Origin of the sequence: Streptomyces sp. NPDC005899 (assembly GCF_040629645.1) — a bacterium.
In the GTDB taxonomy this organism is placed as follows: domain Bacteria; phylum Actinomycetota; class Actinomycetes; order Streptomycetales; family Streptomycetaceae; genus Streptomyces.
Genome location: NZ_JBEXWB010000062.1, coordinates 1 through 23374, shown reverse-complemented (window position 1 = coordinate 23374; position 23374 = coordinate 1). Strand labels below are relative to the sequence as shown.

General features: G+C 74.3%; 20 protein-coding genes and 2 tRNA genes. 9 read left to right on the top strand and 13 right to left on the bottom strand.

Annotation, left to right across the window (positions count from 1 at the left end):
- Positions 1-57 precede the first annotated feature (57 nt).
- The 3 genes from ABZ371_RS11050 to ABZ371_RS11040 all read right to left on the bottom strand — a co-directional run bounded on the left by ABZ371_RS11050 (position 58) and on the right by ABZ371_RS11040 (position 2413).
- Positions 58-131: transfer RNA gene (locus tag ABZ371_RS11050), tRNA-Lys, on the bottom strand.
- A gap of 206 nt (positions 132-337) precedes the next feature.
- Positions 338-1096: an IclR family transcriptional regulator C-terminal domain-containing protein gene (locus ABZ371_RS11045; protein ID WP_358676651.1), complete on the bottom strand. Its 759-nt coding sequence runs from the start codon at positions 1094-1096 to the stop codon at positions 338-340.
- A 360-nt stretch (positions 1097-1456) separates the two neighbouring features.
- On the bottom strand, positions 1457-2413 hold the full coding sequence (locus ABZ371_RS11040; RefSeq protein ID WP_358676648.1) for a D-2-hydroxyacid dehydrogenase: 957 nt from the start codon (positions 2411-2413) through the stop codon (positions 1457-1459).
- Positions 2414-2619: 206 nt separating this feature from the next.
- Between ABZ371_RS11040 and ABZ371_RS11035 the strand changes: the two genes are divergently transcribed.
- The gene (locus ABZ371_RS11035; protein WP_358676645.1) at positions 2620-3405 is read left to right on the top strand and encodes a decarboxylase; all 786 of its coding nucleotides are present in this window, start codon (positions 2620-2622) and stop codon (positions 3403-3405) included.
- 158 nt (positions 3406-3563) lie between these two features.
- On the top strand, positions 3564-4664 hold the full coding sequence (locus ABZ371_RS11030) for an LLM class flavin-dependent oxidoreductase (RefSeq protein ID WP_358676642.1): 1101 nt from the start codon (positions 3564-3566) through the stop codon (positions 4662-4664).
- 125 nt (positions 4665-4789) lie between these two features.
- Here ABZ371_RS11030 and ABZ371_RS11025 read toward each other — a convergent pair whose 3' ends face one another.
- Positions 4790-6691 carry an EAL domain-containing protein gene (locus ABZ371_RS11025; protein WP_358676639.1) on the bottom strand — a complete coding sequence of 634 codons (1902 nt, stop codon included), beginning with the start codon at positions 6689-6691 and terminating at the stop codon, positions 4790-4792.
- Positions 6692-7160: 469 nt separating this feature from the next.
- Between ABZ371_RS11025 and ABZ371_RS11020 the strand changes: the two genes are divergently transcribed.
- Positions 7161-8402, top strand: coding sequence for a M6 family metalloprotease domain-containing protein (locus ABZ371_RS11020; protein ID WP_358676636.1), 1242 nt, complete (start codon positions 7161-7163; stop codon positions 8400-8402).
- A 132-nt stretch (positions 8403-8534) separates the two neighbouring features.
- Here the strand turns inward: ABZ371_RS11020 and ABZ371_RS11015 are convergent.
- The 7 genes from ABZ371_RS11015 to ABZ371_RS10985 form a co-directional block, all read right to left on the bottom strand.
- Positions 8535-8608, bottom strand: a tRNA-Lys gene (locus tag ABZ371_RS11015).
- Positions 8599-9294 carry a bifunctional DNA primase/polymerase gene (locus tag ABZ371_RS11010; RefSeq protein WP_358676633.1) on the bottom strand — a complete coding sequence of 232 codons (696 nt, stop codon included), beginning with the start codon at positions 9292-9294 and terminating at the stop codon, positions 8599-8601. The genes ABZ371_RS11015 and ABZ371_RS11010 overlap by 10 nt, the downstream gene beginning before the upstream one ends.
- Before the next feature lie 177 nt (positions 9295-9471).
- Positions 9472-9813 carry a hypothetical protein gene (locus tag ABZ371_RS11005; protein ID WP_358676630.1) on the bottom strand — a complete coding sequence of 114 codons (342 nt, stop codon included), beginning with the start codon at positions 9811-9813 and terminating at the stop codon, positions 9472-9474.
- Between the two features lie 117 nt (positions 9814-9930).
- Positions 9931-11265, bottom strand: a complete 1335-nt coding sequence (locus tag ABZ371_RS11000) for an AAA domain-containing protein (RefSeq protein WP_358676627.1) — start codon at positions 11263-11265, stop codon at positions 9931-9933.
- Complete coding sequence (locus tag ABZ371_RS10995; RefSeq protein WP_358676625.1) at positions 11262-12875, bottom strand: hypothetical protein; 1614 nt, start codon at positions 12873-12875, stop codon at positions 11262-11264. Before ABZ371_RS10995 ends, ABZ371_RS11000 begins: the two co-directional genes overlap by 4 nt.
- Positions 12866-14041: a hypothetical protein gene (locus ABZ371_RS10990; protein WP_358676622.1), complete on the bottom strand. Its 1176-nt coding sequence runs from the start codon at positions 14039-14041 to the stop codon at positions 12866-12868. Before ABZ371_RS10990 ends, ABZ371_RS10995 begins: the two co-directional genes overlap by 10 nt.
- Positions 13935-14888, bottom strand: a complete 954-nt coding sequence (locus ABZ371_RS10985; protein WP_358676619.1) for a phosphatase PAP2 family protein — start codon at positions 14886-14888, stop codon at positions 13935-13937. Before ABZ371_RS10985 ends, ABZ371_RS10990 begins: the two co-directional genes overlap by 107 nt.
- 305 nt (positions 14889-15193) lie before the next feature.
- Between ABZ371_RS10985 and ABZ371_RS10980 the strand changes: the two genes are divergently transcribed.
- Positions 15194-15790 (top strand): histidine phosphatase family protein, encoded by a 597-nt coding sequence (locus ABZ371_RS10980; protein WP_358676616.1) that lies wholly within the window; start codon positions 15194-15196, stop codon positions 15788-15790.
- A gap of 39 nt (positions 15791-15829) precedes the next feature.
- Here ABZ371_RS10980 and ABZ371_RS10975 read toward each other — a convergent pair whose 3' ends face one another.
- Positions 15830-17170: a tetratricopeptide repeat protein gene (locus ABZ371_RS10975; protein WP_358676613.1), complete on the bottom strand. Its 1341-nt coding sequence runs from the start codon at positions 17168-17170 to the stop codon at positions 15830-15832.
- 251 nt (positions 17171-17421) lie between these two features.
- On the opposite strand from ABZ371_RS10975, the gene ABZ371_RS10970 reads away from it, so the two are divergent.
- Both ABZ371_RS10970 and ABZ371_RS10965 read left to right on the top strand, forming a co-directional pair.
- Positions 17422-17784, top strand: coding sequence for a hypothetical protein (locus tag ABZ371_RS10970; protein ID WP_358676610.1), 363 nt, complete (start codon positions 17422-17424; stop codon positions 17782-17784).
- An 86-nt stretch (positions 17785-17870) separates the two neighbouring features.
- Entirely contained in the window at positions 17871-18758 is an 888-nt protein-coding gene (locus ABZ371_RS10965; protein ID WP_358676607.1) for a fused MFS/spermidine synthase, read from the top strand.
- A gap of 105 nt (positions 18759-18863) precedes the next feature.
- On the opposite strand, the gene ABZ371_RS10960 is transcribed toward ABZ371_RS10965, so the two are convergent.
- A complete protein-coding gene (locus ABZ371_RS10960) occupies positions 18864-19415 on the bottom strand; it encodes a hypothetical protein (protein WP_358676604.1) in 552 nt (183 codons plus the stop codon).
- 78 nt (positions 19416-19493) lie between these two features.
- Here ABZ371_RS10960 and ABZ371_RS10955 point away from each other — a divergent pair, with 78 nt between their 5' ends.
- The 3 genes from ABZ371_RS10955 to ABZ371_RS10945 all read left to right on the top strand — a co-directional run bounded on the left by ABZ371_RS10955 (position 19494) and on the right by ABZ371_RS10945 (position 23318).
- Positions 19494-20201: a response regulator transcription factor gene (locus ABZ371_RS10955; protein ID WP_358676601.1), complete on the top strand. Its 708-nt coding sequence runs from the start codon at positions 19494-19496 to the stop codon at positions 20199-20201.
- Positions 20198-21700 carry a HAMP domain-containing sensor histidine kinase gene (locus ABZ371_RS10950; RefSeq protein ID WP_358676599.1) on the top strand — a complete coding sequence of 501 codons (1503 nt, stop codon included), beginning with the start codon at positions 20198-20200 and terminating at the stop codon, positions 21698-21700. Before ABZ371_RS10955 ends, ABZ371_RS10950 begins: the two co-directional genes overlap by 4 nt.
- Positions 21701-21830: 130 nt before the next feature.
- On the top strand, positions 21831-23318 hold the full coding sequence (locus ABZ371_RS10945; protein WP_358676596.1) for a cellulose binding domain-containing protein: 1488 nt from the start codon (positions 21831-21833) through the stop codon (positions 23316-23318).
- Positions 23319-23374 lie beyond the last annotated feature (56 nt).

Below are 23374 nucleotides of genomic sequence, written 5' to 3'. Positions count from 1 at the left end.
CCCCACGCCGCCCCGGGGGCGGTCTCCCCGGAGGGAGACCGCCCGCTGTGGTGTCGGTGCGCCGTCAGGGACTCGAACCCCGGACCCGCTGATTAAGAGTCAGCTGCTCTAACCAACTGAGCTAACGGCGCCTGCTGACTCGAAAATAATACCTGGTCCTCCGGGGTGCTGATGGCCACGCGCCCGCCCCCGGGGCGTGGCCCTCCCCACACCCGTGGACGTGTGGCCGCCGACGGCCGGAGACGGTGCGGACCCGCCCCTGACCTGCGGGCCCGCACCCCCATGTATACCGAGCGAGGGGTTTCGGTGACCACCCGGCGGTGGCCACCGGCCCGCCTCAGAGTGCGAGCGACAGGAGCACGGGCGCCGCGCTCCTGTTCAGCGTCGCCGCCGCGGCCCGCAGCCGGTGGGCCTCCTCGATCGGCAGCGACAGGGCCAGGCAGCCGGCCGTCGAGCCGGCCGTGAGCGGGACCGCCGCGCACACCGTCCCCACCGCGTACTCCTGGAGGTCGAGCACCGGGACCGTCGCGGGCTGGCTGTCCAGCTTGGAGAAGAGGACCTTCTCGCTCGTGATGGTCCGGGAGGTGAGCCGGGCCGTCCGGTGCCGGGAGAGGTGGTCCCGCCGCCCGTTCAGATCGAGCTGCGTCAGCAGGCACTTGCCGATCGCGCTCGCGTGCGCGGCCGAGCGGAAGTCCACCCACTCGTTGACGGCGGGGGTGCGCGGTCCGTCGGCCACCTGCGTGACCTGGATCTCGCCGTCGACGTACCGGCTCACGTACACCGCCGCGCCCACCGTGTCGCGCAGCCGGGCGAGGGACTGCCGGAGCCTCGCCTCCAGCCCGCGGCGGCGGGCCGTGCCGGAACCGAGCTCCAGGAGCGATGCGCCTATGACGTACGCGCCGTCGGTCACCTGCTCGACGTATCCCTCGCGGCGCAGGGTCAGCAGCAGGGGTGCGAGGTGGCCGACGGGCAGCCCCGTCTCGCGGGAGAGCCGTGTCTCGGTCACGCCGTCACCGTGGGTGGACACGGACTCGAGTACGCGCAGGGCGTACTGCACCGAGTGGAACGGCGCCTTCGGCTCGGGCGTCAACGCCACGGTTTCCCCCAGCCAGGTCGTGACCACAAGCTTTCGGCCCACGATAGCCGTCAACCGGCCTCTTGGAAGCAGGTGTTGCGGAGCGGAACGGAAGTGCCCCCGACCGGTCGCCAGGGGCACATGCAAGTGGCATATGCCTATGTCATCGCCGTGCGCGGGAGGGTGCGGTCACGGGACCGCGCCGCGCGGAGCGGCGCCCCACGGAGCGGGGACCAGGCGACGGCGTTCACAGGACGGCGTCCCGAACGGAGGCCGGAGGGTGACGTTGCCGTGTCTCGTCGTGGGCGGAGGGCGACGGCGGGGGTGCGGGCCGTGTTCCCGGAAGCGGCTTGGTGCCTGACCGACCGTCAGGTAAGCGGGTCAACCGGGGGTGTCCCGGGAAGGTACGTAACCCCGCTGTATGTCCACGACGTTCGGCAGCGTCCCACCGACTGCCCACCGCTCGTACATCGAAACGAACTGCTCGCCCAGCCGGTCCCGCCGGCCGGCCGTGCCACCGCCCATGTGCGGGGAGAGGATCAGGTCGGGCACATCCCACAGCGGGCTGTCCGGCGGTGGTTCCCCCTCGGGCAGGTCGAGCGCGGCGCCCGCGATCCAGCGTCCGCGCAGCGCCGCGGCCAGGTCCTCCTCGACGACCAGCGGCCCTCGTCCCACACTGACGAACCGGGCGGACGGCTGGAGGAGGCCGAAGAAGCGGGTGTCGAACATGCCGTGCGTCCCGTCCGTCAGGGGCGCCGCGCAGATCACCCAGTCGGCACCGGCGGCCAGCCGGTCCAGGTCCTCCACGCCGTGGATGGAGCGGCGCGCCGTACGCCCCACGAGCGCGACCCGCACGCCGAGGCCGTGCAGCAGCCGCGTGATCTCCCGGCCGACCGGGCCCGCCCCGACGACGACCGCCCGGCTGCCGGCCAGCCGACCGGTGTCCCGGTGGCGCCATCGGCGCTGCCGCTGGAGTTCCAGGGTGCCCGGGAGGTCCTTCGCGAAGGCCAGCACCAGGCCCGCCACGTACTCGGCGACCGGCAGCTCGAAGACTCCCCGCGCGTTGGTGACGACCGTGGGGGACGCGGCGAGTTCGGCGCAGACCAGCCGGTCGACGCCCGCGCTCGCCGTGTGGACCCAGCGGGGGCGGGGCCCGCCACCCGGCCAGGCCCGCCGCACGGCGTCGGAGGCGGTGTCCCAGACCAGCAGGACGTCCGCGTCCGGCAACCGCTCGGCCAGCGTCCGCCCGTCGGCGTACCGGACGCGGGCCCGCCCGGTCAGCCGGCCCAGTCGTGGCGGCGGGTCGGCGTCCAGGACGAGGATCACGGGGTCGGCCATGAGGACCTCCAACGGAGCAGCCTTCACGCTCGCACCGGCCCGGGCATCCGTCAACAGGTCCCCCGGTCGGCGGAAGACCCGCTGGTCAGGGCCGTTGCGGGCGCCGATGGGGCCGACATGGAGGAATACTTGTCACAGGCGGGGGCAGCGGTGACAGGGCGCACGGGACGCGGCAGCGGCACATCCGGACGACCGGAAGGATGGTCATGACGACCGTAGGACTTCTTTACCCGGGCCACGCCGCGGAGGAGGACTTCCCGCGGATCGAGGTCATGCTCGACAGCGACATCAGGTTGCCGCTCTTCCACACCGACGCCGGCGCCAGGACGGCGCCGGGCGTCTCCCGCGTCGAGGCACTGCGCGAGACGGGCGCCCCCGAGCGCCTTTCCGCAGGGGTGGAGGAGCTGCGCCTGGCCGGGGCCGAATCGCTGGTGTGGGCCAGCACGAACGGCAGCTTCGTGTACGGATGGGACGGGGCCCACCAGCAGGTGGCGGACCTGGCCCGGTCCGCCGGGCTGCCCGCGTCCAGCACGTCGTTCGCGTTCGTGCACGCGGCAGGGGAGCTGGGGGCCACTCGGGTCGCCGTCGCCTCCCTCGACGCCCAGGACCTCGCGCCGCTGTTCGCGGACTTCCTGTCGGCCGGGGGGCTCGACGTGGTGTCCGTCCGGGCCGTCGGCGACGACAGCGGCCCGAGCCCCGCCGATGCCGCGACCTGGGCCCCGGAGCGGGTGAAGCAGCTCGTCGCGGCCGCCGACCATCCGGACGCCGAGGTGGTGCTGGTGCCGTGCACCGCGCTGCACACGGCGGCGTTCGTTCCCGAGCTGGAGGAACTGGTGGGCAAACCGGTCCTCACGGCGAACCAGGTGACGGTCTGGGAAGGGCTCCGGCTGGCCGACCGCAGGGTCTGGGCCCCCACGTTCGGCACCCTGTTCGCCACCCGGGAGCCCCCGCTCGGTGCCGCCGAGACCCGGGGCATCGAGGTACGCGAGTAGGTCCGGCCGGTCCGGTCCGTCCGTGTGGCGGGCCCGGACTCCCCCGCCTGATCCCGCGCGCCTCCCCGGGCCCGCCCGGCGGGCCCGGGGAATAAGCGGAGCCACCCTCCTGTTCGTACTGTCCGATACACGGACACAGCACAGGAGAGGCCCGACACGTGGACGAGAACCGAGGCGACGAGATACGCGGAACCGCGGGCGGGAGGGCCTCCGTGCCGTTGTCCGTGCTCGACCTGGTGACCGTGGGCCAAGGGCGCACCGCCACCCAGGCCCTGCGTACCAGCGTGGACATCGCCAAGCTCGCCGAGAACCGCGGCTTCCACCGCTACTGGGTCGCCGAGCACCACTCCATGCCCGGGGTGGCCTCCTCGTCCCCCGCCGTGATCCTGGCGCACCTCGCCGCCCACACCGAGCGCATCAGGCTCGGTTCCGGCGGCGTCATGCTGCCCAACCACGCCCCGCTCGTCATCGCCGAGCAGTTCGGCACCCTGGAGGCGATGGCCCCCGGGCGCGTCGACCTGGGCCTCGGCCGCGCACCGGGGACGGACGGCGCCACCGCCGCGGCCCTGCGCCGCACCGACCGGCTGAACGAGGGCGCCGACGACTTCCCGCAGCAGCTGGCGGAGCTCACGCGCTTCCTGGACGACGACTTCCCCGACGGGCACCCCTACGCACGTATCCACGCCGTACCCGGACCGGTGCAGGCCACCTCCCCCGGCGGGGTGCAGTCCCCGGGCCGCCCGCCCGTCTGGCTGCTGGGCTCCTCCGGCTTCAGCGCCCGGCTGGCCGGTGTCCTCGGCCTGCCCTTCGCCTTCGCCCACCACTTCTCGGCCCGGAACACCGTGCCGGCCCTCGACCTCTACCGGGAGTCGTTCAAGCCGTCCCCGGTGCTGGACGCCCCGTACGCCCTGATCGGCGTGTCGGCGCTGGCCGCCGACGACGAGCGCGAGGCGAGGCGCCAGGTGCTGACCGGCGCCCTGTCCATGGTGCGGCTGCGCACCGGGCGCCCCGGGCTCGTGCCGACTCCCGAGGAGGCGGAGGCCTACACCTTCAGCCCCGTGGAGCGGGACTTCGTGAACGACTGGCTGGCCAACATCATCCACGGCACGGCCGGAGAGGTGCGCGAAGGCCTGGACGACCTGGCCAAGCGCACCGGCGCGGACGAGCTCATGATCACGGCCAACGCGCACGGCGGCGAGGCGCGCCTGCGCTCGTACGAGCTGATCGCCGACGCCTACGGGCTGCCCGCCCTCGGCTGATCGGCCCGGCGGGCGGCCGGGGCAGCAGGCAACCCGCACCGAGGGCACGTGCGTGCTGTCGGCCGGGGCCCGGTCCTACGGGGCCGGGCCCGCGTTCAGCGGGTCTGCTCGGTCCGGGGCCGCGTTCAGGTATGCGGCGGTCTGCCGCCGATCAGCTCGGCGATCCGCTCCGGGGCCACCGCACGTGAGTACAGCCAGCCCTGGCCCGTGTCGCAGCCGATCCGGCGCAGCCGCTCGGCCTGACCGGAGGTCTCCACGCACTCCGCGGTGACCGTCAGGCCGAGGCGGTGCGCCAGCTGGACCATGGCCTCGACGATAGTCTCGTCGGCGGGGCTGGGGAGCGCGCCCTCCTCGTGGCGGAAGCCGCGGACGAAGGAGCCGTCCAGCTTCAGCACCGACACGGGCAGCCGGCTCAGGTAGGCGAGGTTGGAGTAGCCGGTGCCGAAGTCGTCGATGGCGATACGGACGCCCATGTCGCTCAGCTCCTGGAGCACCCGCAGCGGGCGGCCGGACGAGCCCATCACGGCGGACTCCGTCAACTCAAGTTGGAGCAGCCGGGGTTCCAGGCCGGTCTCGGCGAGCACCTCCGCCACGTCGGCGACGAGATCGGAGTCCCGGATCTGGCGCACGGCCACGTTGACGCTGATGAACAGGGCCGGCTCGCCGGGGTGTTCCACCTGCCAGCTGCGGGCCTGCCGGCAGGCGGTGCGCAGCACCCACCGGCCGAGCTCGACGATCGTGCCGTCCTCCTCGGCGATCGAGACGAACCGATTCGGCGGTAGCAGGCCGAATTGCGGGTGATTCCACCTGACCAGGGCCTCGACACCCCGTACCACCTCGTCGGCCATCCCGACCAGCGGCTGGTACTCCAGCGTGAACTCACCCCGCTCCACCGCGGCCCGGAGGGTCGAGGAGAGCGCCTGCCGGGTCACCCGGTGCGCGTTGCGTTCGGGATCGAAGAGCGTCCAGCGGGCCCGGCCGTCGGCCTTCGCCCAGTACAGGGTGGTGTCCGCGGCCTGCATCAGGCCGGTGGGGGAGGTCCCCGCGGTGGGCCGTTCCACCACGCCGATCGAGGCGGAGACCGAGAGCCGCCGGCCTGCCAGGTCGAAGGGGCGCCGGAGCGCGCCGAGGACCGATCGGGCCAGCTCGGTGAGTTGCGGGGTGCCCGCGGAGTCCTCCACGAGGATGGCGAACTCGTCGCCGCCCAGGCGTGCCACGAGGTGGCCGCCACCGGTGCGGTGGTCACCGCCGCGGACGTGGCCGTCCGCCTCGGCGCAGTCGGTGAGGCGTTCCGCTACGGCGGCGAGCAACCGGTCGCCGAAGCGGTGCCCCAGAGTGTCGTTCACCGCCTTGAAGCCGTCGAGATCGAGGTAGCAGACGCCGATCCGGCCGTGCCGGGGCAGTGAGTCGTCCTGGAACGGCGGATGCTCCAGGGCCGTGGCGAGCCGTTCGAAGAACAGCGTGCGGTTGGGCAGCCGGGTCACCGGGTCGTGCAGCCGGAGATGGCGCAGCCGCTCCCGCAGCTCCTGCCGGTCACTGATGTCCGCGACGGACAGCAGCACGCCGCCCGCACCGCCGGGCTCGCACACGGCCCGGTCCGCCATCGGCACGACGGTGACCTCGGCCCACACGGACCGGCCGTCGGCGTGCTTGAGCCGCCTGGTGCAGTGGAGCCGGGACCGGAGACCGCCCAGGACCTCGTTGTACGCGAGCCAGGTGGCGCGGTCCGAGGTGAGACCGACGAGATCGGCCGCGGGCTGCCGGACCAGTGAGCGGGGGTGCGCGCCGAGCAGGGCGCCCATCGCCTCGTTCACGCGGACGACACGGCCGCGGTGGTCCACGACCGCCATCGGCAGGGCGGCCAGCTGGAAGGCGGCACGGTAGGGGTCCGGAGCCGGCGCCGCCGGCCGGCCGTCCGGTTCGGGGGCGGCGCCCGCCTGCCGCTGGTCACGTTCGGTGACCACCGGGTGCCCGGCGCCGGGGGCCGCGCCCGCCGGGGCTGCCGGCCCTTCGGAGGTTCCGCTCACCGCTCGCTCCCGCTGTGCAGATGGTCGTCGACAGATGTGGTCGGGCAGGGTCATGGGGTGGAGCGCCGTGCCAGAGGCGGAAACCACGCAGGAAAGCGAGGTGAAGCATAGAGGGTGGCGCGTCGGCCGTTCCAGCGCGTCCACCGTTTCCGTCGCGCTGCGGGTGGGCCGGGGCGTGCCGCGCTCGTGCCGCGCGCGCATGGCCCAGGTCGGCGAAAGCGCACCTCTTGCCCGCACTCGATTGTTTTTGTGTGTATCTGGTCCATAACCGTTATCCGGTGATCGAATGTGACGCACTGTGAGCGTGAGGCGATCGTGCTTCGTGGACGATCGTGCTTCGCCGATACGGGCGAGAACGGTGTGGGACACGCCCTCCGCTGACCCGTGTGGGGCAGCACAACAGGACGTGCGGCGGCGGAACGGCACAGGGTGAGGGGGATGTTCCGCATTCGCCGTCCCGGAGGTAGACGTGCCGCGTCAGCGCAGACCCGGGGGAGCGGAGAGGCCGAGTCTGCGCAGTGCCGCGGCCGCCCTCACCTCCCTCCTGGCGGTCGCCGCCACCGGGCTCGTCGCCGGCCCCGCCGTGGCGGTCACGCGCGACGCGGGACCCTGCGCCCTGCCGCGGACCGCGGCGCATCACTCCCTCGGCCTGGACAGCTGGAACGACGCCTACCCGCGCCCCGAGCGCCGTCTCGACGCGGTGCTCGTCTTCCTGTCGTTCCCCGACTCCGAGCCCGTCGTGCCCCCCGAGGTGCTCACCGCGGACCACTTCCCCGCGACCACCCGCTTCTTCCAGCGCGCCTCGTACGGGAAGTTCACCCTGAGGGCCCACCCGCAACGGAACTGGATCCGGATGCCCCGCCCCTCCACCTGGTACGGCATACAGCGGGACTGGGACTCCGGCCGGCGCGGCGCGTACCTGCGCGACGCGATCCGCGCGGCCGACGAGCAGATCGACTTCGCCGCGTACGACATCGTCTACCTGGTCGCCGACCCGGACGCGCCCGGAGTCGACTCGGACGCGACGAAGGTCGTCAACTTCGACCGGCCGCTGCGGGCCGACGGCACGGACGTCCGGCGGGTGGTCACCGTCTTCGAGGAGCACCCCCCGGACCGGAACGTCCTCGCACACGAGACCGGGCACGTCTTCGACCTGGCGGACCTCTACCACCGGCCCGAGGACGGCAAGGGCGACTGGGACACCCACGTCGGTGACTGGGACGTGATGGGCAGCCAGTTCGGGCTGTCCCCGGAGCTCCTCGGCTGGCACAAGTGGAAGCTCGGCTGGCTGGGGCAGGGGCAGGTCGTCTGCGTCCAGGGCGGCGCCGATCTCACCCTGGAGCCCGTGGCGGAGGCGCCCGCGCCCGGCGGATCCCTGGGGACCCGGCTCGCGGTCATCAGGACCGGCACGGACAGCGCGCTGGCCGTCGAGGCCCGCAGCGCCACCGGGAACGACCGGGCCGCGTGCACCGAAGGCGTGCTGCTCTACCGCGTCCACAACGCCACCCCGTCCGGCGCCGGCCCCGTCGAGGTCCTGGACACCCACCCGGACTCCGACGCCTGCTGGGACCGGTCCGTCTACCCGCCGCTCGCCGACGCCCCCCTGCGCGAAGGGGAGCGCTACACCGTGCCGGGCGCGCACGTCCGCATCGAGGTCGCCGAGCGGACCCGGTCGGGGGCGTGGACGGTGCGGATCACCACAGGCGTCTGAACCGGATCACGACGAGGCGTCCGAGCGGGATCACCACGAAGCGCCCGAGCCGGGTCGCCGCAGGGGCCCGATCCGGGGCGCCACGCGCACGAAGAAGCCCCCTCGCTTCCGCGAGGGGGCTTCTTCCGTCTGTGCGCCGCCAGGGACTCGAACCCCGGACCCGCTGATTAAGAGTCAGCTGCTCTAACCAACTGAGCTAGCGGCGCGTGCTGACGTCGTAGACATTAGCACCCGGATCGGCGGGAGGAAAAATCGAATACCCGGTGGTCGACGGCGCCGCCGACCTGCTCACCCGCACACACGCCCAGAGGAGTACGTCCGGCCCGGGCAGCCACGGATCACGGGTGTCGGGGGCGACCAGCCACCGGGGCCCTCCGGCGTCCGGATCGCCGGCCAGGGGCGGCACGGTCACCGCGTCCCCCGTGCCGTGGCACAGCAGCGGGGGCGAGGACCCGGGGGACGTCCGGGCGTGGCCGGCGGAGCCGGTGCCCCACTCCTCCCAGGCCAGCAGCGAGGGCAGTCGCTGGGCGGTGCCCGGGGAGGCGAAGAGCAGCATCCGGCCCCGGTGCGTGGCGACCGGTCCCGAGCCGGGGCCCTCGGCCCACAGCTGTTCCAGCATGCGTCTGCCGAACAGGGCGGGGACGCTCACGACGTCGAAGGAGGAGCCGCACGGGAGGACACCGGGCGAGCCGGGGTGCGCCTCCCAGTTCGAGAGGGTGCTGCGCGGGGAGGGCGACGAGTCGGCCAGCCACGCCGCGCCCGCCGCGGTGACCTGGGCTGCCCGGTCGCCGGACGCCCGGTCGCCGGCCCGCAGCGACGTGAAGACGTCGACGCGATGACGCGAGGCGGCGCCGGTGTACAGGGTCGTTCCGTCGTTCAGCCATGCGCTCATGACGACAGGTCTACCGGCTGTGACAGTCCTGTTTCCCTGGCTTGCGGGAAAGCCGGACAGATCGGGTGCGCAAGGAGTATCTTGCCCGGGCGCATATGCCAGAGGCCGACCCGGAGTGACCGGCGGTCACGACAGCGGTTCCCCGCGGGGAGCGTGTCCGCCGCCGCCCTGCCGGTGTCAGGGGCGGGGGGCGTTCAGCAGCGAACGGCCGAACTCGACCATCTTCTTGGCGTAGTCCTCCGTCCACTCCGCCCGCTCCGCTATGTCCGCGGCCGTGAGCCGGTCGAACCTGCGGGGATCGGCGAGCTGAGCCGCGGCCACCGCCTGGAACTCCACGGCCCGGTCGGTCGCGGCCCGGAAGGCCTGCGTCAGCTCCGTGGCGCGGGCCAGCAGCTCCTTCGGATCGTCCATCGACTCGAGGTCGAAGAAGTGCTCCGGATCGGCTGCCGCCTCGGCCGGCTCGAAGAGCAGCGGCGCGGGACGCAGCCTCTGCCGCTCGTTCCGCTCGGGTTGTGCCATGTGGTGATCCTTCCTCGTGCGGCCGGACGGCCACATTCCATTGTCCGGCGTGGCGCACCGGGCCGTAAGACCGCTGCCCGGTCGCGCGGTGGCCCAAGCGTGCGCGGCACCCCGAACTCACGGCCGCCAGGGGACGCGGTGCTCCGCCAGATGGGCCAGCACCGCGTGGTTGGCCTCCCAGCCGTCCGGGAACTTGACCGTCACCCCCAGCTGGACCGGCTCCGTCGACGGGTGCTCGTCCAGCAGGTCCGCCACCCCCGCACGGCACACGACCACACAGGCGTGCCGGTGCCGCGAGGCCAGCACGCACAGGCGGCCCGTCTCCAGGTGGAAGGCCGTGGCGTCCGGGCGGCCGGACAGCGGGTGCAGGACCACCGTCACGTCGAACTCGCGGCCCTGGAGCCGGTTCGCCGTGTCCACCGCCACGCCCGTCACCCCCAGCTCCGCCAGCGCCGCCCGCACCGCCGCGGCCTGGTCGCGGTGGGCCGTGCCGACCGCGACCCGGTCCGCCGTCACCGCGACCGGCTCCGGGGAGCGCTCGCTCGTCGCGGCGCCGCCGCGGTCCAGCAGCCGCCGGACGACCGCGGCCACCGCCCGCACCGCCTCCGGGTCGGTGCGCGGGGTGTGGCGCGCGGGGAGCTCCAGCAGCCCCCAGCCGGACTCCGCCGCCTCGTCGAGCACCCGGTCGGGGCCGGAGCCGTCCGAGGGCACACCGAACGACAGCCGCCTGTCCCCGTGGTCCGTACCGCTGCGGAAGGGCGTGTACGGGTAGAAGGCGCCGGACACCAGCGGCGCGGCGGACGCGGGCAGGCGCCACGACACCGGCAGCCGGTGCTGCGGCAGCTCCGGGTTGTGGGCGAGCAGCGTGGACACCGCGCTCGCCGACGGGTCGTACGACAGGCCCGCCCACTGGTCGGCGCCCACGATCGAGAACGGGTCCAGCTGCCCCGGGTCCCCCACGAACAGGGCCCGCTCGAAGAGACCGGCGACGGCGAGCAGCGCGTCCGACCGCATCTGGTACGCCTCGTCGACGATGGCGTGCGCCCACGGCTCGACGTTCTTCACGTGCGCCCACTTGGCGGCCGTGGAGATGACGATGCCGAGACCCGCCAGCTCCGCCGCCTTCGCCGACTTCCGCACGTTGGCCAGGCCGTCCAGGACCTTGTCGTACGGATCGGAGTCACTGCTGTGCAGCCGGCCCACCGGCAGGTCGGGGGCCTTCTCGGCCAGCCGGACCACCAGGTCGTCCACCTGGGCGTTCGTCTGCGCGACGACCATCAGCGGCCGGCCCGCCGCGGCGAGCTCCAGGGCGGCGCGCACGACCAGCGTCGACTTGCCGGCCCCCGGCGGGGAGTCCACCACGACACCGCGCGCCGTTCCGTCCAGGGTGTCCCGGAGGATGGCGCCGGTCGCCCGCGCCGCCGCGGCGCCCGGGTCGGGAGCGGCTGTCACAGGAGGTCCTCCGCGGTCACGGGGTCGGGCTTCTCGGCGTGGCCGTCCGCGGCGGCCCCGGGCGGGCCGCCGTGGGTCCAGGGCGTGTCGTCCGGGTCGGGCAGCTTCGGTCCGCTCCGCTGATCGTGTTCGAACAACGTCCAGGCGATGCGGTCACCCGGTTCGGGCACCGAACCGGGTGCGGGCTCCCTGCTCCGGCCCATCCGGTCGGTGATCCGCAGGACGAGCAGGCCCTCCCGGCCCGGGTCGTCGCCGACGCGGGCCACGAACTCCGCGGTCTGCGGCTTCCCGTCCAGTGAGCGGTACACCTTCGTCCGCTCGCCGAGGTGCGGGTGCTCGTCCGTGCGCACGGTGACCAGCGGGCGCGGCGAGGGACGCTTCGACTCCGTGTACGTCATCTCCACGTCCGTCACCTCCGCGACGAACGCCTCGCCCGCCAGCCGGCGCCCCGCCAGCACCAGCGGATCGTCCAGCGCCTCCTGGGCCTCCAGCTGCGCCTGCGCCGTCTCCCGGGAGGCGAGCTTCCGCGCCGCCGTCACCGCGTCGTCCCTGCGCGGCTGCGGGGGTTCGCCGGCCAGCACCCGGTCCCGGTGCGAGGTGAACGACCAGCGGTCCCTCGTCCAGCGCTCCTGCGCCCTGGCGGCCTCGGGAAGCTCCCGCAGCAGGTCGAGGCTCCGCCACACCGCGTCCCACGTCGGCAGCATCACCGACGCGAGGAGGGATCTGATCCGCCGCTCGGCATCGCTCAGCTCGGCGAGCCGGGCGTCGGCGGCCAGACCGTCCTGCGCGGCGGCCAGTGCGGTGCGCGCCCGGTCGAACGCCTCGATCGCCGGCGCCAGGAGCCTGTTGTCGAAGGCCGGGTCCGTGGCGGGACCCGCCGGGGGGCAGACCAGCTGCCCCGCGCCGTCCCGCTCCAGCTCCGCCCGGAGCGCCGCCTCCGCGCCCGGCCCGCCCTCCGGCGGGTCGATCCAGGCGAGCAGCGCACCGAGGTGCTGGTCCTCCAGGCTGCTCTGACCGGTCGCCCAGTGCCGGTTCAGCAGGTCCGTGGCGGCGAGCAGCAGGGACGAGCCCGGCACCCGGGCCCGCTCGCCGTAGTGCGTCAGCCAGCGGCCGAGCAGCGGCACCCGGGCGGGCGCCGGGTACGGGGTGTCCGGATCGTCCTCGACGGTGCGGCGGAATCGCATGGACCGGCCGAGGAGCCGCACCAGCTCGATGCCGGCCCGGCTCGGCACGATCAGCTGGGCGGCGTCCGCGCACAGCTCGACCTCCACCTTGACCTTCCTGCCGGTCTCCGGATCGGTCTCCGCGCGCTCGGCCGGCTCCACGGTGCCGGTGTACGACTCGATGTGCGGCAGCACCGCCTCCGCCAGCTCGGCGAGGAAGCCGAACCGCAGATCGCGGTCGCGCGGCTGGGGCACCGCCAGCAACCGGGGCGCCTCCCGGTCCGTGCCCACGAGCGCTCCGAGCGGAGCACCCGTCTCCCCGGCGGTGGTCAGCGGCACCAGGACGAGCGGGCGCCCGGTCAGATGGCGATGGCGCACGGTGGCCAGCGGCTGGGCCCGCCCGCTGTCGACCGCCTCCAGCCGCGCCAGAGTGGTGATCAACGACATGAAGCGCCCTCCAGGGCCTCCGCGCGCAGCGCCGCCGCCCGGCGCAGCGCTGCCACCGTCGGGTCCGCCGGATCGCCCTCCTTGCCGGCCGCCGCCGCCAGCACCCCGGCGACCGTGGTCAGGCTGCCGAGCTCGCCGCGCACGCTCCGGCCCAGCGTCTCCACCGCGCCCCGGGCCCTGGCCTTGGCCCGGCAGTGGAAGGCCAGCTCGCACGCGGCCAGGCACTCCGGGGCGTAGGCGGCCGGGACCGCGTCGACCGCGGTCCCCAGCTCCTCGGGGGAGCACCCCGGGTCGAACGTCGTCCCCTCCGGCAGGGCGGCCGCGATGTCCTCGACACGCGTCAGCCTGGCCAGCTGGCGGTGGGTGACGGCGCGCTGCTTGCGCACGTCGACGACGGAGGCGGTCGGCAGGTTGGAGAAGTCCTTCGGGCAGACCAGGAGTATCCGGTGGCCGACCCGGGCGCCTTCCGTCAGCGCGGCGACCCGTTCCAGCGCGAGGACGTACACGGCGGCCTGGCGGGCGGCGGCACCGACCTTGGCGGCGTCGGCGGAGCTGTCGACCATCGGGAAGGACTTGATCTCGACGACCGTCCAGGTGCCGTCGGGGTGGACCACGACGGCGTCCGGCTCCAGATAGGCCGGCGACCCCGCCACCTCCAGGGCGAGCATCGGGTGGTCGAGCAGCGTCCAGACGCCCGCCGTGGTGGCCTCGCGCAGCGCCAGCGCCGTACGCGCGGCCCTGCCCTGGGGGCCCGCGGCCGTCAGGTCGGGCACCAGGGCGGGGCCCGGAGCGTCGGCCCCGCTGCCGAGCCGCTCGAACAGGAGGCGGAGCAGCTCCGTACCGCCGTCGGCCTTCACCTTGGCCTCGAAGGCGTTGCCCCGGACGAGGGCGAACTGCGACTGGCCGAAAGCGGCGGGTGAGCCGAGCGCGGTGGCCAGCACGGCCTTGTCGACCCCGGCGCCGTCGAGCAGGGCGCGCCGTCTGCAGCCGGGGTTGGCGGCCAGGGCGGCCAGCGCCCGCGCGTCGAGCGGATGCGGCGCGACGGACGGGCCGCGCAGCTCAGCGAGCCGCTGCCGGAGCGTCGTCGCTGGCGGCTCCGGCCGCTGCGCCGGTGGCCGCGTGGTCGGAATCTGCGGAGGTGGTCCGCTGGCCGGGGATTCGCTCACCCGCGGAAGTCTTGCATCCGTCACTGACAATCGGGGACTCGGCGGGGGTGACGGGTTCCGTGACGGGCGTGGAAAAGGCCCGCAGCCGGTCCTTGACGCGGTCGGCGACCCGCATGACGGGCCTGGTCAGCAGTGCGCCGACCCCCATGACGGCCGCGCCGGCCACCGCGTCGAGGAAGTAGTGGTTCGCCGTCCCCATCACCACGAGCACGGTGATCAGGGGGTAGGCGACGCCCGCGGCCCGGACGAGCGGGTGGCGGCCGTGGCGCCACAGCAGCACCCCGCACCACAGGGCCCAGCCGACGTGCAGGCTCGGCATGGCCGCGTACTGGTTGGTCATCCCGCTGAGTCCGCGGGGGGCGCTCGCGCCCGTGCCCCACCAGCCGTAGGAGCTGTACTGGGCCATCGTGTCGACGAAGCCGTGCCGTGCGTCGAGCAGCCGGGGCGGGCAGGTCGGCAGCAGTGTGAAGCCGGCCAGCCCGAGGAGGGTGGAGCTCATCAGCCAGGTGCGGGCCGCGCGGTAGGCGGCTGACCGGCGCCGGAACAGCCAGACGAGGACGGCCGGGGTGACCACGTAGTGCAGGGAGGCGTAGGCGAAATCGGCCGGCACGCCGAGGACGGGGTGGGCTGTGAGCAGCCGGTTCAGCGGGTGCTCGGCGTTGAGGAACAACGCCTTCTCGATGCGGAGGATGGTGAGGCCGTGCTCGACGGCCCCGGGTATGTCCTCCCGGACGAGGAGGCGGCCCGCCGAGTACAGCGCGTACACCACCGCGAGCAGCGGCAACTCCGTCCACCATCGGAGCCGCCGGTGACCGGAGGGGGGCTTCGCGGCGGTGGCATGCGGCATCCGGTGGCTCTCTCCGTGTTCGTGCGGTCGACGGCGGGCGTTCAACCGTACGGTGGCTGATGGCCTTGTTCCCCCTCGGGGGGCGTTCAGCGGCCCGTACCCCCGGTCATGCGTGGAGGGGGACGCCGACGGCGCCCCGGGGGTTGCCCCCGCGGCGGGTGCGGGATGATGGACGGGGCCGCGCCCGCGCCGTCCGCCGGACCGGGTGGCCGCCCCGTCGCCGTCCCGGACACCGCTGTCCCGGACCCACCAGATCCTAGGGTCCCCGGATCTCCGGATCTCAGTAATTCTCAGGGAGAGCCGTCATGGCACCGCGAATCCTGCTCGCCCGGCACGGCCAGACACAGTGGTCGGTCCAGGGCAATCACACCGGCAGGACCGACATCCCCCTCCTGGACACCGGCCGGGAGGGTGCCGAGCTGCTCGGCGAACGGCTGCACCGCGAGCCCTGGTGCGGGCTGCCCGGCGTGGAGGTGCGGACCAGCCCGCTCGTGCGGGCGGCCGAGACGTGCGCGCTCGCCGGGTTCGGCGAGCGTGCCGAGCCGTGGGACGCCCTGATGGAGTGGGACTACGGGCAGTACGAGGGCCTGACCCCGGCGCAGATCAAGGCGGACCGCCCGGACTGGCTCATCTGGCGCGACGGGGTGCCCGGCGGCGAGACCCTGGCCGAGGTCACGTCCCGGGCCGACGCGGTCGTCGACTGGGCGCGCTCGGCCGACCGGGACGTACTGGTCTTCGCGCACGGGCACATCCTGCGCGCGCTGGGAGCGCGGTGGCTCGGCGAGGACGTCTCGTTCGCCGCACGGGTCCGGCTGGAGCCGACCTCGCTGTCCGTGCTGGGGTGGGCGTACGGTATGCCGGCCCTGGAGCGCTGGAACGACACGGGGCACCTGGACCGGTAGCGGGGGGCCGACGGCGTGCCGGGCCCCCGGCCCGCCGGCTCATCCGGCCGGCGGGAGCTCCTCGTACCGGTCCAGCAGCGCGGTCACCTCCGGGCCGCCCCGCGGCCTCAGCACCCGCACCGCGCTCGCCAGCATGGACCGGATCCGGGAGGACTGGACCCGGTCCAGGAGGTCCAGCACCTGGTGGCCCGCCGCCGCGGCCTCGTCGGCCGTGCCCGCGCGGGCCAGGTCGCCCGTGAGCTGCGCCCGGTAGAGCGCGAGGTTGCGGGTGAAGTGCGGGTCCTGGAGCCGGGTGGCCCGCCGGGCGTGACGCGCCGCCCGTGACCAGTCGCTCAGCGCCGACCAGCACTGTGCCTGCAGTATCTCCAGCTCCGCCTCGCGGAAGAACGTCATCCACTCGGGGTCCGAATCGCGCGCGCCCCGTTCGAACGCCGTCCGCGCCCGCCCCATCGCCAGCTCGCACCCTGTGCGGTCCCCGAGCCACGCCCGGCCCCCCGCCTCACGCAGCGAGAGCAGGGCCATGAGCCGCGGTGAGCCGAGCGGGCGGGCCGCCCGCATACCCGCCTCCGCCGCCCGGACCGCCTCCCGGGCCCGCCCGGTGTCCCGCGCCAGGAACGACGCGTTGCAGAACGCGTGCGCCTCCAGCGCGGGGTCCCCGGACAGCCGTGCCGTCGCGAGCGCCTCGGCGTAGTGCGAGCGCGCGTCCTCGAAGCGGCCGGAGTCGTGCGCCAGCCAGCCGACCGAGATCGCCAGCTCACCGGCGCCCGCGTGCAGCCGGTCCACGGTGCTGCGGCGGGCGGACGTCCCGGCGTCGAGCAGGGCGTACGCCGCGCGCAACGGCTGGGACGCCCGCCGGTAGAGGCCGTCCGCTCCGTGCCGGTCGTCCAGCAGCCGGATCCGGCGCACCGCGTTCTCCACGGCGCTCACCTCGGCGTCACCGACCCGGCGTTGTGCGGGCACGGCGGCCGCGGCGGACGGACCGCCGAGACCCAGGGACGCGGCTGCCACCGTGGTGGTGCCGCTCATCATGAACACGCGACGCAGCACGTCGCTCTCCTCGTCGGTATCACTGTGGAGCGTGGGGGGAGTGGTGGGAGGGGGCGCCGTACGAGCCCCGCGGCCGCGCACGCTCTCGCGGGCCGCGAAGCCCAGATCCTCCAGGGTGGCCCCCGGGAACATGTGCAGGAACACCCGTTCGTACGCGTAGTTGGGGCAGCGGATCTCGCCGGATTCCACGCGTCCGACGTACCGGGCGTCGCACGCGACGTGTTCGCCGATCTCGCGGGCAGCTCTGCGGACCGCCGCCGCGAACTCACCGGCGGAGCGCTGTCCGCGCAGCCGCCGGAAGGCGAGGTTGGGAACTGCCCGTGTCGACACCATGGCGGAGCCCTCTCTGGTGTGCGGCCGGGCGCCTGCTTCCGGTGTCCCGGCGGAGCAAGAACGTACCCGTTGTCAGGAAACACGCACGCCGCGTTCTCGGACAAGCCGGGCATCTCGCCCGTGATCCGCCATGAACTGCCACCCTTTGCGGCGGCGTGCCGCCGTAGCCCTTGACGCCGTCGGCGCGTTGGTCCATGCGAGACGGGGCGTGGCCCCGTTCGGCGACAGAGGAGGGCTTTCCCTTGCTGCACATGGGCCCGGAAACCACACCGTGCGACCTGGTGACTGTCCCGGCGCGTCAAGGTCTGGAGGCCGTCGACATCCTGCGCCGGGGCGCCGACCACGACGCCGTCGGCCCTGTCCTGCACGACGGCGCCTGCGCCACCCTCGGCTTCCTGGTGCCACCCGGCACGGCGGACGCGTGGGACGTGCCCGGCAGCGCCTGCACACGGACCGACGGCCGCGGGCTGAGCCTCCCCGCCGAACCGCCCGTCGTCGGTGGCGGCTGGCTCCTGCCGCCCGGCGCCGACGCCCCGGTCACCGACCCGGAGGCGCTCCGGGTCGCCCTCGGCCAGGCGGCCCGCCTCATCGAGGCGGCCGACGACCGCCGCTGAGGCGATAATGGCCGGACGGGCGGAGTTACCGCCGATGCCGGGCCCTCCCAGGACACCGGCCGAAACCGGTGAGCGAGGACGAGGGCGTGGCACGTCGAGGAGCGTCGGCCAAGGGCGGCAGCGCCCGGAAGCGGCCGGACGTACAGGGGCCCGTCGCGGCCCCGGTGGACGGCGGCCTCGCCGAACTCGTACCCGACCGCGAACGGCCGCGGGCCCGGACGCTCCTCCTGGACGGTGCCCCGCAGTCCCACGTCGACCTCGACGACCCCGCGTACCTCTCGTTCGCCTACCAGCGCAGGCTCGGCCACGTCATCGACCTCACCGCGCCCCCCGGCCGGCCCCTCGACGTCCTGCACCTGGGCGGCGGGGCCTTCACCCTCGCCCGCTACGTCGCGGCGCGCCGCCCCCGCTCCACCCAGCAGGTCATCGAGATCGACGCGCCGCTCGTCCAGTTCGTACGCCGGGAACTCCCGCTCGACCCGCAGGCGCGGATACGGGTGCGCTCCGCCGACGCCCGTGCCGGTCTCGGCAGGATCCAGGACGGCTGGGCCGACCTCGTCATCGCCGACGTCTTCGGCGGAGCCCGGACCCCGGCGCACCTCACCTCCGCCGAGTTCCTCGCCGAGGTGCGCCGGGTGCTCAGACCCGGAGGCCAGTACGCCGCCAACCTGGCCGACGGGCCTCCGCTCGCCCACCTCAGGGGACAGATCGCCACGGTCGCGTCCGTCTTCCCCGAACTGGCCGTGGCGGCCGATCCGGCCGTCTGGCGGGGGCGCCGCTTCGGCAACGCGGTCCTGGTCGCCTCGGACCTGCCCGTCGCCGTCGCCGAACTGACCCGCAGGGTCGCGAGCGACCCGCACCCCGGCCGGGTGGAACACGGCCGCGCCCTGAAGGAGTTCACGGGCGGCGCCGCCGTCGTCACGGACGAGGGAGCCCGGCCCTCACCGGCCCCGCCACCCGGCGCCTTCGACTGACGGCCCCGCACGCCCGACGGGCCGGCGATCCGGCCGGGGGGCGCCTCACGGGTGGACGACCGGTGACGCCTTGCGGGTGGAAGGTCCGCACGAGCGGGGGACGCCTCACGGGTCGACGACCTGCACCGTCGGTGGATGGCCGTTCCAGGTGCAGAAGACGGAGACCGTGGCGCCGGCCCCGTCGCTGAAATCCACCCGGATCCACTGCTCGGTCGTCCACACCTGCATGGACCAGCCCTGCTCCGGGGTGGCCGACACCAGTTCCGCGGCGTCGTCCGCCAGCTCCAGCACGACCCGTCCACCGCGCGTCGGGTAGCTCCTCACCTCGTCGGAAACCGCCGGCGGCGCCGACGGACCGGTGCTCTTCGACGGCGCCCGCGAGGCAGGCCGCCGGGAGAGCCGGGGCGACGGCGGCTGCACGGTGCGCCGTGCGGTGGCGCTCGGCGAGGGGGACGGCGAGGCCCGGTGCGTCGAGGAGGACACCGGCGCGTCCGTACGGACCCCGGCGCCGCGTCCCGCGCCCACCGAGACGGGCACCGCACGCGGGGGGTCGTACGCCGTCCCCGACATCACCGTGTGCACACCCCACCACGAGAGGGTGACGGCCGCCCCGGTGGCCAGCAACCACGCGGTCGCGTGTACGAATCCTCGCTGCATCGGGCACATCCTGCACCACCCGTACCGGTGCTGTCCCGGAGGGGACCGGCCGCCTCCGCATGGGCTACGGTGCCGCCCATGCCAAGTGTGCTCGTGGTCGAGGACGACCAGTTCGTACGTTCCGCCCTCATCCGGCACCTGACCGAGGCCTCCCACACGGTACGGAGTGTCGGCACCGCGCTCGAAGCGCTGCGCGAAGTGGCGCACTTCCGCTTCGACGTGGTCATACTCGACCTCGGCCTGCCGGATCTCGACGGGGCCGAGGCGCTCAAGATGCTGCGCTCCATCACCGACGTACCGGTCATCATCGCGACCGCCCGGGACGACGAGGCCGAGATCGTCAGGCTGCTCAACGACGGCGCCGACGACTACCTGACCAAGCCCTTCTCGGTGGAACACCTGTCCGCCCGCATGGCCGCCGTGCTGCGGCGCACCCGGGGCCCCGCCGGACAGGCACCGCCCCCGCGCGTCATCCAGGTCGGCGGACTGTGCATCGACCCGCTGCGCCGCCAGGCCGAACTGGACGGCACGACCCTCGACCTGACCCGGCGGGAGTTCGACCTGCTGGCCTTCCTGGCCGGGCGTCCCGGCGTGGTCGTCTCCCGGCGGGACCTGCTGGCCGAGGTCTGGCAGCAGTCCTACGGCGACGACCAGACCATCGACGTCCACCTCTCCTGGCTGCGCCGGAAGCTGGGCGAGACGGCGGCCAGGCCGCGATACCTGCACACGCTGCGGGGCGTCGGCGTCAAACTCGAACCCCCGGCGGCGCCCGAGCGGCCCTCATGAGATGGGCGCTGGTGAAGGTCTGCCTGGCCGTCACCGCCATGGTCGTCATCGCGTTCGCCGTGCCCCTCGGACTGGTCATCAGGGAAATGGCCCGGGACCGCGCCTTCTCCGACGCGGAACGCCAGGCCGCCACCATCGCCCCCACCCTCACCATCACCACCGACCGCGACGAGCTGACCCGGGCGGTCCTGTCCACCGAACCGGGCGGCGACGGGCGGCTCGCCGTCCACGTCCCCGCCACCGGTGAGCCGGGCAGCCGGCCGCTCGAGATCGGCACCCGGCGCGCCGCCCCGCAGGACCTGGAGACCGTGCGGAAGTCGGGGCGCGCCTCCGTGGCCGAGGTCCCGGGCGGCTCCGCGCTGCTCCAGCCCACCGCCCTGGGCTCCGGCGACATCGCCGTCGTCGAGGTCTTCGTGGCCGAGGGCGACGTCTCCCGCGGCGTCGGCACGGCCTGGCTGATGCTGGCGGGCGTCGGCGTCGCCCTCGTCGTCGGATCGGTGGCGGTCGCCGACCGGCTCGGCGTACGCATGGTCGAGCCCGCCCAGCGCCTCGCGGGCGCCGCCCAGGACCTGGGGGAGGGCCGGCTGGGGACCAGGGTCCCGGAGGACGGACCCACCGAACTGCGGTCCGCGGCAGTCGCGTTCAACTCCATGGCCGACCAGGTCGTCCAGCTCCTCGCCAACGAACGCGAGCTCGCCGCCGACCTCTCGCACCGGTTGCGCACCCCGCTGACCGTGCTGCGCCTCAACGCCGCCTCACTCGGGGAGGGGCCGGCCGCCGAGCAGACCCGGGCCGCGGTCGAGCAGCTGGAGCGCGAGGTCGACACCATCATCCGCACCGCCCGCGAGCAGCGTCCGCAGACCCAGGGCGTCCAGCCGGGCGCGGGCGCCGGGTGCGACGCGTCCGAGGTGATCAGGGAGCGCATGGGCTTCTGGTCGGCGCTGGCCGAGGACGAGGGCCGTACGGTCAGCCTGGCGGGGGTGGACCGGACGGTCCGCATCCCGGTCGCCAGGGCAGAGCTGGCGGCCGCGCTCGACGCCCTGCTCGGCAACGTCTTCCGGCACACCCCCGAGGGGACAGCGTTCGCCGTCGACGTCCACCACAGCGGCGACGCCGTCCTGGTCCTCGTCTCGGACGCCGGTCCCGGCATCCCCGACCCGGCGGCGGCACTCGCCCGGGGCGCCAGCGGGCGCGGCGGCACCCGTGACGCCGTGGGGTCGACCGGCCTCGGGCTGGACATCGTCCGCCGGGTCGCCGAGGCCACGGGCGGTGATCTGCGGATCGGGCGCTCGGTGCTCGGCGGCACGGAGGTGCGCATCTGGATCGGGCTGGACGGCCCCGGTGAGCGGGCCCGCCGCGGGCACCGGGTGGGCAGGCGCAAGGAGAAGGGACGCGGCGGGCGCGGCGGGCCACGTGCCGGTCGCGGCGGGCCGCGGGTGACCGGCGGTCAGGAGGCCGCGGACCGCGTCGGCCGGCCCCGCGAGAGGCCGGACCATTAACCGGCACGCATGCCCTCCTTAAGCCCACCCTAAGAACGCCGGCCGGGGTCCCGAGTGTGCCGTTTGCCGGTTTCCGGGCGGCTAGCGTGCAGACGCAAACACCCCCCGGCAGGACAGAGGCAGGAACGCGATGGGCACCAGCACGCACCGCCGCACGACCAGTACCCGCACCAAGGCGGTCGGCGCCCTCGTCGCCGCGGCGGTCGTCGGCGGCACGGTCTTCGCGCTGACCGGCACGGCACAGGCCGCGGCGGTCGGCGCCGCCTACACCAGGACCAGCGGCTGGGACGGCGGCTACACCGGGCAGTACGTCGTCACGAACGACACGGGCACGGCCCGGTCCGGCTGGACACTGGAGTTCGACCTGCCCGCCGGTACGAAGATCGACTCGCTGTGGAACGGCGAGCACACTGTCAGCGGCGACCACGTCACCGTCAGGCCGGCGAGCTGGAACAAGGACCTCGCCCCCGGCGCCTCCGTGACGGTCGGCTTCGTGACCACCGCGTCGGGCACCGCCGCCGACCCGGCCGACTGCGTCATCGACGGCGCCGCGTGCTCGGCCGACCCCGGGGCCACACCGGAGCCGAGCGGACGACCGACGGGGACGCCGACGGCCACCCCCACCAGCACGGCCCCGCCCGCCCCCACCGGCACCCCGACGACCGCGCCGACGCCCTCCGGGACCCCCGGCGGAACGGGCGGCGACGAGGGGAGCGGTTCGGCCGCCGGCGCGCGGTTCGCCCCGTACATCGACACCTCCCTCCACCCGGCGTACGACCTGCTCGACACCGCCGGACGGACGGGCGTCAAGGAGTTCACCCTCGCGTTCATCACGTCCGGCGGTAGCTGCACCCCGCTCTGGGGCGGGGTGACCGCGCTCGGGAACGACGCGGTCGCCGCGCAGATCGGCGCCCTGCGGGCCCAGGGCGGCGACGTCCGGGTGTCCTTCGGCGGCGCCGCGGGCGCCGAGCTCGCCCTGCACTGCTCCTCGGCCGCCGAGCTGGCGGCCGCGTACGGCAAGGTGGTCGACGCCTACGCGCTCACGAAGGTCGACTTCGACATCGAGGGCGGGGCGCTGCCCGACACGGCGGCCAACTCCCGCCGCTCGCAGGCCATCGCGGCACTGCAGAAGTCCCACCCCGGTCTGGACGTCTCGTTCACCCTGCCGGTGATGCCCGAGGGGCTGACCCAGCCGGGCGTGGACCTGATCGCGGACGCCAAGAGGAACGGGGTCGCGATCGGCGCGGTCAACATCATGGCGATGGACTACGGCGCCTCCTACAGCGGTGACATGGGCGGCTACGCGACCCAGGCGGCCACCGCGACCCAGGCACAGATCAAGGGTGTTCTCGGGCTCTCCGACGAAGCCGCCTGGAAGGCGGTCGCGGTCACCCCGATGATCGGGGTGAACGACGTCGCGACGGAGGTCTTCACGGTCGACAACGCCGCCCAACTGGTCTCGTTCGCCCGGGAGAAGGGCATCGGGCGGCTGGCGATGTGGTCCGGCACGAGGGACAGGCAGTGCGCCGGCGGCGCCAGGCCGACCGCGGACGCGAGCTGCAGCTCGATCCTCCAGGAGCCGCTGGCCTTCACGAAGGCGTTCGGCGCCCTCCGCTAGCACCGGCACCCGCCGGCGCCCCCACCCGCCGAGGGGTCCTCCACCGGCCCCTCCCG